The 13227-nt window shown below is 36.8% G+C and carries 11 protein-coding genes; 4 read left to right on the top strand and 7 right to left on the bottom strand.

The features are described from left to right. Positions 1 to 58 precede the first annotated feature (58 nt). The 3 genes from lysA to IGQ45_02705 all read right to left on the bottom strand — a co-directional run bounded on the left by lysA (position 59) and on the right by IGQ45_02705 (position 4930). Positions 59 to 1462 carry a diaminopimelate decarboxylase gene (gene lysA / locus IGQ45_02715; GenBank protein MBF2056139.1) on the bottom strand — a complete coding sequence of 468 codons (1404 nt, stop codon included), beginning with the start codon at positions 1460 to 1462 and terminating at the stop codon, positions 59 to 61. 492 nt (positions 1463 to 1954) lie between these two features. Further along, positions 1955 to 3589, bottom strand: a complete 1635-nt coding sequence (mutL, locus tag IGQ45_02710) for a DNA mismatch repair endonuclease MutL (GenBank protein ID MBF2056138.1) — start codon at positions 3587 to 3589, stop codon at positions 1955 to 1957. Between the two features lie 453 nt (positions 3590 to 4042). Beyond that, positions 4043 to 4930 carry an ROK family protein gene (locus tag IGQ45_02705; GenBank protein MBF2056137.1) on the bottom strand — a complete coding sequence of 296 codons (888 nt, stop codon included), beginning with the start codon at positions 4928 to 4930 and terminating at the stop codon, positions 4043 to 4045. A 64-nt stretch (positions 4931 to 4994) separates the two neighbouring features. Here IGQ45_02705 and IGQ45_02700 point away from each other — a divergent pair, with 64 nt between their 5' ends. Next, on the top strand, positions 4995 to 5285 hold the full coding sequence (locus IGQ45_02700; protein ID MBF2056136.1) for a DUF4090 family protein: 291 nt from the start codon (positions 4995 to 4997) through the stop codon (positions 5283 to 5285). Positions 5286 to 5471: 186 nt separating this feature from the next. Further along, positions 5472 to 6419 (top strand): hypothetical protein, encoded by a 948-nt coding sequence (locus IGQ45_02695; GenBank protein ID MBF2056135.1) that lies wholly within the window; start codon positions 5472 to 5474, stop codon positions 6417 to 6419. A 171-nt stretch (positions 6420 to 6590) separates the two neighbouring features. Here IGQ45_02695 and IGQ45_02690 read toward each other — a convergent pair whose 3' ends face one another. Further along, complete coding sequence (locus IGQ45_02690) at positions 6591 to 7178, bottom strand: DUF3727 domain-containing protein (GenBank protein ID MBF2056134.1); 588 nt, start codon at positions 7176 to 7178, stop codon at positions 6591 to 6593. 319 nt (positions 7179 to 7497) lie between these two features. Between IGQ45_02690 and IGQ45_02685 the strand changes: the two genes are divergently transcribed. Further along, positions 7498 to 8259: a rhodanese-related sulfurtransferase gene (locus tag IGQ45_02685; protein ID MBF2056133.1), complete on the top strand. Its 762-nt coding sequence runs from the start codon at positions 7498 to 7500 to the stop codon at positions 8257 to 8259. A gap of 362 nt (positions 8260 to 8621) precedes the next feature. Then, positions 8622 to 8909 (top strand): hypothetical protein, encoded by a 288-nt coding sequence (locus IGQ45_02680; GenBank protein ID MBF2056132.1) that lies wholly within the window; start codon positions 8622 to 8624, stop codon positions 8907 to 8909. Positions 8910 to 9178: 269 nt separating this feature from the next. Here IGQ45_02680 and larB read toward each other — a convergent pair whose 3' ends face one another. The 3 genes from larB to IGQ45_02665 all read right to left on the bottom strand — a co-directional run bounded on the left by larB (position 9179) and on the right by IGQ45_02665 (position 13179). Next, positions 9179 to 9946 (bottom strand): nickel pincer cofactor biosynthesis protein LarB, encoded by a 768-nt coding sequence (gene larB / locus IGQ45_02675; protein MBF2056131.1) that lies wholly within the window; start codon positions 9944 to 9946, stop codon positions 9179 to 9181. Between the two features lie 410 nt (positions 9947 to 10356). Beyond that, positions 10357 to 11394, bottom strand: coding sequence for a uroporphyrinogen decarboxylase (locus IGQ45_02670; GenBank protein ID MBF2056130.1), 1038 nt, complete (start codon positions 11392 to 11394; stop codon positions 10357 to 10359). 144 nt (positions 11395 to 11538) lie between these two features. Next, on the bottom strand, positions 11539 to 13179 hold the full coding sequence (locus IGQ45_02665) for an MBL fold metallo-hydrolase (protein ID MBF2056129.1): 1641 nt from the start codon (positions 13177 to 13179) through the stop codon (positions 11539 to 11541). Between the last annotated feature and the right edge of the window lie 48 nt (positions 13180 to 13227).

Below are 13227 nucleotides of genomic sequence, written 5' to 3'. Positions count from 1 at the left end.
ATTCATAATTCATAATTCATAATTCATAATTCATAATTCATAATTCATAATTCATAATTCATTCCCCAAGGCGGTTAGGTAAAACGTCTTGTTTCACCAAGTCTTCAAGGGTTTCACGGCGAATAATTAAGTTAGCTTCTCCTTCCTTGACTACCACGGCGGCAGGTCTTGCAATACGATTGTAGTTAGAAGCCATACTATAATTATAAGCGCCCGTCGCCATTATCACGAGAATATCCCCTGTTTCGGTGGGAGGTAAAGCAACATTTTTCACTAAAATATCCCCTGATTCGCAGTGTTTTCCTGCTACTGTGACAGTTTCGCTACAATGTTGATTCATTTTATTAGCGATGATTACTTCATACAACGATTGATAGGTAATGGGGCGCGGATTGTCAGACATTCCCCCATCTACGGCAATATATGTTCTCACATTAGGGATTTCCTTTCTACCACCTACAGTATAAGCGGTAATACAACTACTGCCCACTAAAGACCTACCCGGCTCAGAAATCAGTTTTGGTAGCGCTAAATTGCGCTCTTGACAAGCCCTAGTAACAGCATTAGCAACGGTTTTCACCCATTCATCAATACTCGGTGGATCATCGGATTCCGTATAACGAATGCCTAAACCGCCTCCTACATTCAATTCTTGCATGGGTAAACCATAATCAAGGGCTTTTTTGTACCAATCAGCCAAAACCCCTGCTAAATCATGATGGGGCTGTAATTCAAAAATTTGTGAGCCGATATGGGCGTGTAAGCCGATACATTGGAGATAGTCTTGTTGTTTAATATAGGCAAATACTTCGTCTAATTGGTGGGCATCGAAACCGAATTTACTGTCGATGATACCGGTGCGGATATATTCATGGGTGTGGCATTCTATGCCGGGAGTAAGACGAATTAAAATCGAGACGTTTTGGGCTTTTTTCGTGGATATTTCGGTAAGATTTTTTAATTCTAGCCAGTTATCGACAATTATCTTACATTTACTATGTACTGCTAATTCTAGCTCATCATAAGATTTATTGTTACCATGCAAATAAATTTTATTTTCGGCATAATTGGGGTCTTGGTGGGTCATATTCAGCGCCCTTGTGGTAGTATATAGTTCTCCGCCAGAAACTACATCAAAACCGATGCCTTCACTAGCGAGAATGGCAACTATAGCGGTGCAACACCAAGCCTTAGAAGCGTAAATTACTTGGGATTCTCCTGTATAATAGTTTTTGAACGCATCACGGTATTGACGGGCGCTACTTCTTAGGGTTAATTCATCGACAATATATAACGAACTACCGAACTTTTGTACTAATTCTACCACATCACAACCGCCGATTTCGAGGTGATTTTGGTCGTTGACACGGGCGCTAAGGGGTAATAATTGCTGATTTGGTGAGCCTTCGGCATCGATTTTTTCCACGAGGCGAAGGGCGCTGGTTTTTTCGGTTAATAACATTTATTTTGATTAAATATAGCAGTCAGTTATAGGTTATGAAAATTATCTTATCATAGAAGGCAAGAGGCAAAAGGCAAGAGTAATAAACCATGTCTTTTGTTTCTCGCAAAGACGCAAAGGCGCAAAGAGAATCTTTGTGATAATTCAAGGTATAGTTTAAGGAAATGAAAACTGCTGTAAAACGGACTAATATCAAGTTCGGATAATTAGTTACAAATACATTATATCTTCGTAATTTACCCACCGTGTAATGAATTACACGGCTAATACTATCACGTTCAATAAATTGAACTAAGATTGTTTTTAATTGATTTGTAAGTGACCAATCGGACTTGATATAAAGACTTGATATAAAACAGACTAAAACCATCAGAAAATATGTAAAGTGATGCTTTTTTTTATAAAAATGCGGTTAAAATACGAGATTACAGATGCTACACGAAGCTAGTCAAACCTCATAATTATCAATTGTCCATTGTCAATTATCAATTGTCAATTGATACCATGACTTTTACCTAATACCCAATGACGGCGAAAAAATCGATACAATGACGATTCTTCTAATGATAGGTAAATCGGGCGCCCGTGGGGGCAAGTGTGAGGATTACGAGTGATTTTCCATTGATCTACTAAATTCTGCATTTCTGATATAGTTAATGGTGTGCCGTTACGGAGGGCGCTACGACAGGCTACCGCTACTTTCGCACTATCTAAATCAGCGCCCCTCGCCAATTCCCATACCGCTTCTGTCATATCATCACGACTGTGTAATAACTGGGGCATATTTCTCAGCGCCCACAACCCTTCCCCAAAACTATCAATATCAAAACCGAGATAGTCTAAATGTTCTACTTGACGAGGGGAAAAATGCTCAAAAATCTGCGGTTGAGAAAGGGGAATAAACTCCCATTGTTTTAATAATTGTTCGTAGATAATTCTTTCGTGGGCGATATGTTGTTCAATTAACCAAATACCTTCGGAATGTTCAGCGATAATATAGGTATGGCGAGATTGTGCGATAACTTTTAATTCAATTAATCCTAAAGAAGCTGTATTTTCTTTTTTTTCTATTTGATAAATAGGTTTATTTTCTGCAACAGTTAATAATTTTTCTACTCTTTGATTGCTAATAGTTTGTTCACTAATGGTAAAAATTTGCTCAATACTTTCCTTTATTTGCTGTTGCCAAAAATCTAAATTATGTAAATAAATTTCTCTTTTGGTGGGGTGACGATTCCAGTCAATATGACGGGGAGAAATATGTAAATGTACAAATACCACAGGAAAACGATCTCTTGGTAAAGTGCGATGAAAACTGCTAAATATTGCCGATTCTAACTCAGGAGATTTAATCACTCGACCATTGACCCCGATCTTAACCCAGTCAGGGCGAGGGCGAGAAAGGCGATCGGGTAATCCTAATACTATTTCAAGTTGAGAATTATGATCTTCTGAAAAGTTATTTATGGAAAATTTTTGGGCTTTTAAGTCAGTATAATTAATACTTTTTAACAGTTGTAGTAAAATGTGGTCAGCTTGATTTTTGCCGTTAATATGTAAACTTAATTTATCATTAATTAGTAACTGCCAAGTAACTTGAGGATGACATAAGGCAAATTCACCTATTAAAATTTGTATCTGTTTAATTTGTTGTTTAAAAGGGGGATTAGCCTGACGGCGCAGGGGAATATTATGAAATAAATTATTCACCGTAATAATTGTACCTTCGGCAAGGGCGCAGGGGGTAATATTTTTGTTTTCATGCCATTGATAACCGCAATCTCCTTTGATTCGACTGGCAATGGTTAATTCTGCTAACTGAGATATACTGTGTAACGCTTCCCCTCGAAATCCTAGGGTTTGAATATTGTTTAAATCTTGACAACTACTAATTTTACTGGTGGTATGGGCGAGGGGCGCATTACTGAGGTGAAGGGCGCTGATACCCGTGCCATTATCTGCTACCTGCACCATCCACAATTCAGGATAAATAGTAATAACAATGCGTTTCGCTTGGGCATCGAGGCTATTTTCGACTAACTCCTTTACCACTGCTGTTAATGAGTCTATCACCTCCCCTGCCGCAATTAATTTGATTACTTCAAGGGGTAGTTTATTTATTCTCATCATAGAGTAATATCAAGTTAGGTAAATTAGTTATTAAAAGATTGTATCTTCGCAATTTCCCCACCGTGTAATGAATTACACGGAACCAATAGTATTCCGTTCAATAAATTGAACTAAGATTATTTTTGGTTGATTTATAATTAATCAAATGAACTTCATATAAATTCTCATATAAAATTAATTGTATAAGCAGGGATAACAAGCAGGGCATTTTCATTCTCAAAAATGTTAATTTTTCAAACTAGCTAATAATCATAAATTCAGAGGTTTTTAATTACTAATAAATCAATTAATAGTAAAAAATCTCCCTTTCTCCCGTGCCTCCTCTGCTTCCCCTTCCAAAATTTAGATTTTTGGTTCAACTTTGAAAATTCCCTGCTTTCTCTTGTGCCTCCTCTGCTTCCTCTTCCAAAATTTAGATTTTTGGTTCAACTTTGCAAAAACTGCCCTTTCTCAAATTAGCGCCCATGCCAATTTAGCAGCGCCCGTCATCCCAGCATCATTGCCTAATTGTGCTACTTTTAATTGTAAACCTTCCCTCGAACTAGGTAATACCCGTTTTTCAATTTCTGCCCAAGTTGAAGGTAAAAAATGATGGGCGCTGGCACTCACTCCCCCCCCAATCAAAATCACCTCCGGGGTTAACATATAAATGTAAGTGGCTAAACCGATGGCAATAGTCTTACCATAATTTTGCCAAAATGTCAAGGCTTCAGGGTCATTTTTATCTGCCAATTCGCCCCATTCGGAAGGTTTTTTGCCCGTATCTCGATAAATGGCGCGCGCCGAAGCGTGTTGCTCAAAAGAGCCAGTATTACCGCTATTACAAGGATGCCCATGGGGGTTAAAGGTAATTAAACCTAATTCTCCACCGGCGCCCCTATGCCCAGTAAATAGTTTACCATCAAGAATAATAGCGCCCCCCACCCCTGTACCAATGGTAATTAAAACTAAATCTTGATAACCTTTTCCTGCGCCTAACCATGCCTCTCCTAATCCGGCACAATTAGCATCATTGGCGCAAGTAGTTTGAATGCCTGTTTTTTTCTCCAACTCATCGGCTAAAGGCACATCATGCCATCCAGACAAATTAATTGCTACTTTGGCAATTCTACCTGTTACATCCACCGCACCGGGCATACCGACACCTAATGAGATGATATGGCGATTTTTTTGTAAATCATTGACAATAGAAGCGATTTTGTCAATTACTGCCTCTGGGGTAGCTGGTTGGGGGGTAGCCACGCTAAAAGATTCTAAACAAGTGCCATCAGCTAAAAAACGACCAAATTTGATCGCCGTGCCACCTAAATCCACCCCAATCACTTCTGATTTACTCATAATTACTTCTATTTACTGCATCATTTTGATTATAATTTAACTGAATCACTAATAAAAATACAACATGAGTACAGAAAATCAGATGAAGGGCGCTGATGCAGTAGATCAAGCCATCGCACAGGGGTTAGACTTAGATGGTAGCCCTATTCCTCCCGAAAAACTCCAACTATATCAAACAGTTATGGGGTTTGAAGCAGGAAGAAAAAGAAGTGGAGTGACTAATACCATGCGCTCTCGTATTGTGCGCATTGGGGCAAAACATCTCCCTCAAAGTGAATTAAATCAAATGTTAATTGATGCTGATTTTCCGCCTTTAAAAGAGAAAGAAATTCTTTTTTATTATGGTAGTAAATAGGGGTTCTGAAAAAGGTGTCAGGTATCAGGTGTTAGGTATTAGGTGAAAGAATTGACAAAAAATAGATATTAATTGATTTTTTTTCGGTTCAATTTTTTTCTCGAATTATTATATCATCATCTGAAAATTACACCTGAAACCTGCCCTTAAATTAATAATCTCATCATTAAATGGAAAAAGCCTTTTATGTCTTTAGATAATACCCCTAATAATTCTATGTTTGTGGAAGAATTAGAAGCAACCATTAATAATTTACAATCAGCTATCAATATTCTTCGCAATCCTGACAATATCCCTCGTCTCAATGATAATAATATTCAAAATTTTCAACAAATTAGCTTAAATTTACTAGAAAATTTACAGGGTGATAAAGATAATCTTTTTTCTGTGAATAATACTGAAGATGATTGGCTTCCTTCCCCTCCTCCTGTCAATCCTGCGAGGAAATGGTGGCAAGGGCGAAGGGCGCTGGTTTTATTTATTACTATTGCTCTCGTTATTATAATTGTATCATGGTCAATTATTCGCTCTAATCAATTTATCAATACTTCTAACATCACGGATAATTCTCCTTCACCATCCCTAGAAATACCTTCTCAAACTGAGTTATCTAATGATACTGATATTAATTTATCTCCAGCAGAAAAGCCCCTTAAAAATGAGCAATCATTAACGGAAGATGTTGTAATTTCTCCCCAAGAAGAAGTAAATATTGTTAGTGATGATGAAATAATTTCTTCTCAAGAAGATACTAATATTATTACTGATGACGAGGTAATATCTGAGGCGGAGGGCGCTGGAAAAATAACTCCTCTAACCTTAGAAGAAAGTTTAATCGCCAACATTCGCCAAAGTATTGAAAATGTCACTAAAAAATATGGTAAAACTTTAATTTTGAATATTGAAGCTAATTTTTCAGGTAGTGAAATTAGACTTACATTAAGTAAAGAATGGTATAATCTTTCAGAAAATCAACAGAAAGAATTGGCACAGAATATTATTGACAAAAGTATAGATTTAGACTTAAATAAAATTTATCTTTTTGATATAAAAAATAATATTATTGCTAGAAAAGCATTTATTGGTAATGATGCTATTATTTTGAAAAGTAATGACAATACTGACTTTAAATAGGGTGCATTGAATAAGTAAAAAAATAGTCTTTTTTCTCAAAAAATATGTATTGCTTTTATCCTATTCAAAAATTATTGAAGCAAATTCACAGATTATAAAAAATAAGCACTATATCAAAATCTTTGATGTTAAAACATTTAAAATTTTGCCTCTTGTCCTTCGCCCTTTCAACTAATCTTCATCACTTTCAAAAAGTAACTCTTCCAAAATGGCTTGTTGTTTTTCATTTTCAGGCTCAAAAATAATGATTTTTCCTGACGATTTTCTTTCCCCTAAAAACATGATAGGAGTAGTAGGAGTAAAGATACTATATTTCTGCTCAAAACTATAAAAAATAGCTAAAAATTGCAATTCTTCGCCAACAATCTGTCCGTTATCTTCATCTAATTCTAAACTGACTAAATTATCATCTTCTAAAGGAGGTAATTCTCCACTAGCAGTCAATAAGAATCCGCTCCTTTTTAAGGATAAATTAAGTTCAGCTAAAACAGCTTTCGCATCATCAAAAATAGCATCAATTTCGTCATCATCTTCCACAATCACAGTTTCGATGTCGCTATCTTCTTCTTCGTCTAAAACGTCATCCGTCAGAATCATAATAGTTAAATCGATGGGCATAAGTAAGACATAATTTTTGCCTTCGTAATCCACTTCATTTTCTACATAACAATCCAAACAGCGCCCGTCGTCATCACGAATGGTAACGATTTCTGTGCCGTCATATTGTTCACTTTCGGAAGAAAAATTGGAGGACATAATTGATTTTCACTCTATCCTTAATTAGTTATTTTTTAGAAGTAAAATACAGAATATCATGATTTGACCCATAATTCTTCTTTTCTTTCTTCTCGTGGGAAAACTACTTATTTATAAAAGGGTGAAGGGCGCCCTTACCTTTTCAGCAAGATGTGGATAAGGTCCTCGGATCTAAGTTTGCTGGGTGTTGATGGGCAGAAGACAAGGGGCAAAAAGCCACCGTTAAATGTTTAAGTTATTTTTAGGGCTGAATAAAAACAGCAAGTTAAATATGTCTTACCTTATAATAGTGGGAGTGGTCGATGAAAAGAAATAATCAATGATGAAATTTATATTTGCTTCATTTTATCAGTTTCTCCCCCTTGATAATTTGGAAATTATACAGCAAAAACTATTGTCAGTTTGTAATGATTTGGGCATAAAAGGGACAATTTTAATTGCTCATGAAGGGATAAATAGTAACATTGTCGGGGAAGAAATAGCCATTAATTCTGCTGTAGATATAATTAAAAATTTAATTAACTATCGTGAACTAGAAATTAAATTTAGTATAACGAAAACTATTCCTTTTGAAAGAATGAAAGTGAAAATAAAGCCAGAAATTATTACTTTTGGTATCTCTGAAGCTGATCCCCTCAAGCAAGTTGGTACATACGTTAATCCTCAAGAATGGAATCAATTAATATCTCAAGCTGATGTTAAAGTAGTAGATACTCGCAATGATTATGAAGTAGAAATCGGTACTTTTAAAAAAGCAGAAAATCCTCATATTGATTCTTTTAAAGAATTTAATGATTATATTGAGCATAATTTAAGTGAATGCAAAGGAGAAAAAATTGCTTTATTTTGTACTGGTGGTATACGTTGCGAAAAAGTAACCGCTTTAATGTTAAGCAAAGGTTTTAAAGAGGTTTATCATTTGCAGGGTGGAATTTTAAAATATTTACAAGAAATTCCAAAAGAAGAAAGCCTATGGGAAGGAGAATGTTTTGTTTTTGATGACAGAGTAGCTGTCAAACACGGTTTAGAAGAAGGAAGTTATCAACTATGCCCTGAATCGGGTAATCCTATTCCTAAAAATTGATTCTTAAAATGTAGAGTGTTTTGCATATATATATAGTTTATAAGTTGTGTTGAGGAAACGAAACCCCACAAAAATTAAGGTTATCATTACATTTTTTAATGTTGCTTTGTGTTTCTCAGAAAACTTCTCAGTAAAAATACTGATTATTTAATAATTTTTAAAATACTTAGAGTAAAGTTTAAGAAAAAATAACTAATATAGGAAACAATATATAAATTAGTATCAAAATAATTTATAAAAATGGATAAATATAGCGTTAAAAAAGAGTCAAAAGTATTAACAATTGAGTAGAATAGATTATAGTAAAACTAAAAATAATTTGATAATCAGCAAAAAGTAACAAACTTTACTAATCAAAAATTATGAATGAACCCTACAGCAATGGAATAGAAGAACAATTTCTGAGCCGTGATGAGAGAGTTAAACAACTAAAAAATATGATTGACACTTTGCGTATTGCTGAAGATATTTCTGCTAATGGTTATTTAATAACTAGCTCAGAATTAGCTGATTTGATGGATATTAACGCCAGCGCCGTCACCAGTCGGGGCGAAGAATGGGCATGGCGTAACTGGATTGTGTCGAGGGTGCGCCGGGAAGGCAATCAAATTCTCTGGCAATTGGAAAAAGCAGAGCGAGTTAAAGAGTAAGTAGGTGGTGCTGAAAAAGTATTTTGATGAGGGGAGGTGTCAGGCTTCGGGTGTCAGGTTTCAGGTGAAATCCTTATAAATCAAAGACTTTAGCCAAATAGTTATTTTTCATAAATTGCTCATTTGTCTCAATAATTTTTGATTGGGATGGAAAAAATAGAGTATTCTTAGAGAAAAAAATCAATTTATGACACTTTTTGTTATGTATAATAGACTTTAAACCTTTATTTGACAAGGGTTTTGATTTATTCAGCAGACCCCAAGTAAAATTACTTAAAACGATTAGCTAGGCGCAAAATTTGCCCAGCTAACATAGCGCCCCCAAAACCATTATCAATATTAACTACTCCGATACCCGTAGCACAGGAGTTAAGCATGGTGAGGAGGGGCGCTACTCCTCCAAAATTTGTACCATAACCAACACTGGTAGGTACAGCAATAACGGGACAATTTGCCATACCTGCTACAACACTAGGTAAAGCGCCCTCCATCCCAGCTACGACAATTAAAACATCAGCAGATTGAATTAAATGACGATGATTTAGTAAGCGATGAATCCCAGCTACCCCCACATCCCAGAGTCTTTCCACCTGAAATCCTGATAATTCCGCCGTGAGAGCAGATTCTTCCGCAACAGGTAGATCGGCTGTACCAGCCGTAATAATAGAAATTTTGCCTTGATACTTTAGTTTACTTTGTCCCAGCGCCCCTATGCGTGGCAAAGGATAGTAACGAAAATCATCAATGACAGTGGCAATAATTTCCGCGGTATTAGCATCAAGACGAGTTGCCATGATCAAATCCGTGCCATTATTCTTCATGGCTTGGATAATAGCGATAATTTGTTCAGGGGTTTTACCTTCACTCCAAATCACTTCAGGAAAACCCGTGCGCAGTTGCCGATGATGATCAACTTTAGCAAAATCGCCCACTGTTTCAAAGCTAAAATTTTTGATTTTTTCCACCCCATCTTGAGGGCTTATTTTCCCTTCGGCAATAGCTTCTAGTAATTTTTGTAATGGCGGTTGATTCGTCATAAAAGGAGAAGAGAGGGAAGCAGAGGGGATAGTGAGTTATGAATTATGAATTATGAACTAGGGTTTGCTGAATAAGGGTTAATATCAAGTTCGTTTGATCAGCCGAAGGCTGCCGCTGCGCGATCACTTATCAATCAATTACAGCAATTTTCATTTCTTTAAACCACACTTAGCATTCTTCTTTGCGACTTGGCGACTTTGCGAGACATAAAAAATGTGGTTTATTCATTAGAAAAGCGCTGTAAAATAATCTTAGTTCAATTTATTGAACGTGATACTGTTGGTTCCGTGTAATTCATTACACGGTGGGTAAATTACGAAGATAGTAAAGCCTCATAATTGTCAATTATCCATTATCAATGGTCAATTTGCCCTCACGACTCACTTTTTCAGCAACCCCTAATTATCAATTAATATCTGACACTTTTGGCGGTTTCAAAAAACACTCTCACATTATCCTCTGGAGTGCCAACTAAAACACCATGTCCTAAATTGAGGATATGCCCGTCATTACCAGCTTTTTTTACAGTATCATGGATGCGCGCTTGGATAAATTCAGGAGAACCGAATAACACGCCCGGATCAATATTACCTTGTACTTTCATGGATTGTCCTAACCTTGCCCTAGCTTCTGCCATATCCACAGTCCAATCTACACTAACAATATCAACCCCTGATTGTCCCATTCTTTCTAAGACTCCAGCACTACCGCTAATGTATAAAATCAACGGTGTATCGGGGTGAGTGGCTTTCACTTGTTGAACTACTCTCTGTTGATAGGGTAAGGCAAAAATTTCATAGTCTTGAGGACTTAATTCTCCAGCCCAAGAGTCAAACAACTGTACTACCTGAGCGCCACAATCGATCTGGTAGCGCACATACACAGCGATAGCATCGGCAATTTTACCTAAAAATTTGTGAAGCATATCCGGTTCAGAAAATGCCATACTTTTAATAACGGCATAATTTTTGGAACTTTTACCTTCAATAGCATAGGCTGCCAAAGTCCAAGGAGAACCAACAAAACCTAATACGGTTGATTTATTGCCCACTTCACTGCGGAGAGTGTTTAAAATAGTTTTGATGAAGGGTAAAGATTCTTCGGGATTGAGGGGATGTAGTTTTTCAATTTGTTCTAAACTACGGATGGGAGGATTGATGATTGGTCCTTGACTTTCAATAATATCAAAGGGAATACCGATACCGGGTAAAGGTGTGAGAATATCGGAAAACATAATCACCCCATCAGGTTGAAAAGCGCGCCAAGGTTGTAAGGATATTTCAATGGCGAGGTCGGGATTTTCTGAACGCTCCCGAAAATTAGGATATTTGTCCCGTAATTCTCTATATACTTTCATATAGCGCCCGGCTTGACGCATCATCCACACGGGAGGGCGCTCACTTTTTTCGCCTCTGGCTACTCTTAACAATAGGGGTAAATCGCTCATTAGCTATATCTTTTCGTCATCTTAAATTTTATTGCATCATTCAGCTTATCATTACTCATTCTCTCTCCCCACAAATATTAAGTTTAATTGCGCAACAATTAATGGACAATTCATAATTCATAATTCATAATTCATAATTTATTCTCACTCTTTCAACTCAAAGGCTGGACAAAATCCATCTTCAGGCACTGCGAAACCATGTAAGGGTGATTGCTCATTTTCACATTGTTTTTCGTGAAAATATAAACAGTTATCACAGGATTCCGCTTTCAGTTGACGGCGGAGGGCGCTGTTTTGTTGTAATAATTCCCGTTGTGATAATCCCCTCAATACCAATTCTTCCCCTTGCCAGCGCCCTTCAATCAAGCCTGTATCTGCAAAATTTTGCCAACGAGGGTCTTTATTTAACTGTTCTGGTAAAGTAATAGTAATATAAGCGCCCGTCTCGTTCAATTCCCCCTCGTAGTATTGCTGAGGAGTTATTTTGGGCTGGATAAATTCAGCTACTATGGGCAAATCCACTGTGATATTAACCTCTGGGCAGTGTAACTGATAGCGATTATGTAATTCTTCTAAAGCGGTTAAATCAGCAAGGTAATTTGGTGTACCGTGAATAAAAATAATATGTTGTGGTCGTAAATTATGAATTAATTGGGTTGTGTTTCTCCCGTCACTATGTTCGGCTAAAAGATAATTTTCAATAATTATTTGCTCGGGGTCTGCTTTTTTGCTAAATTGTTTAAATATCTTATTGTGATTAACTTTTGAATGCTCCGAAATCAATATTAACCATTTTTGCTCTTGTTTTTGGCAATATTCCTGTAGATAAGTAATGTTGTCAGTTAAGATAATATAAGGTTTATTTCCTAAATTTGAACGGTTATTGTTATCAATACGCCTCATTCTTGGCTTAATTTTTTCATCCCAGAATAATGGCTGATGTTTAGCAAAATTCTGTACATTAGCAGGAAAATAAGCCATTAAATCTAAATATAAATCACACGCAATGGCAATATTACCATCTACCCATAAATCCAGATTAGCGCCCGTGAACTGATGATGAGACCGTAATAATTTTAGTAATTCCTGCCCTAAACCAAAAGTAGGTACGGGTAAAATAACATTGATATTAGCGTCCATGGCTTCTCTAATTTTTGCCATCAAATGCTTTTCCTGTTGACGGCGATGGGGATGGCGCGCGGTGCCGTAAGTGCCTTCGATAATCAAGACATCGGGCGCTAAACCCCGCAAACTATCGAGGGATAAACCCTCAGCTAGTTGCAAATTAGATAAACAAAAATCCCCCGTATAAAAAACTTTATACTCTCTCTCTTGAGTTTGATAACGAAATAACATGGCAGTAGCGCCCGGCAAATGCCCAGCTTGGTAAAATTCTACCGTTAAATCTGAAGCAAGGGCGAAGGGCGCTCTCCACCCAATTACTTGACAAAAAGGCTTAATTGTGCTATGGTCAAGGGATAACCAGTTTAGTGGTAATAATTTATTGGTAACTTCACTGGCGAGAATAGGAATTTCGGGATGTAGTCGATGAAATTCTAACAATCCTCTGGCATGATCTTGATGGGCGTGGCTACAAAAAACCCAATGAGGTAGGGTAACTTCTGCGGTAACGAAAGGAGAAATATTTTCTAAACCACAATCAAGTAAGATGCGGTATTTTCCTAAACACAAGATTAATGCCACCCCCTCGGTGTAATGTCCCACGGCGAGAGGATAGCAAGAAATGTTGACTGATGATGACGAGGCTAAATCCTGTTGATTCATACCTTTAATTAGTTAGTGCGCTGATCCGTTTCCGTCATAGTTATCGGA

It is taken from the genome of Cyanobacterium sp. T60_A2020_053, from assembly GCA_015272165.1.
Taxonomy (GTDB): Bacteria; Cyanobacteriota; Cyanobacteriia; order Cyanobacteriales; family Cyanobacteriaceae; genus Cyanobacterium.
The sequence above is the reverse complement of the archived record's forward strand: the minus strand, read 5'-3'. Positions and strand labels throughout refer to the sequence as shown.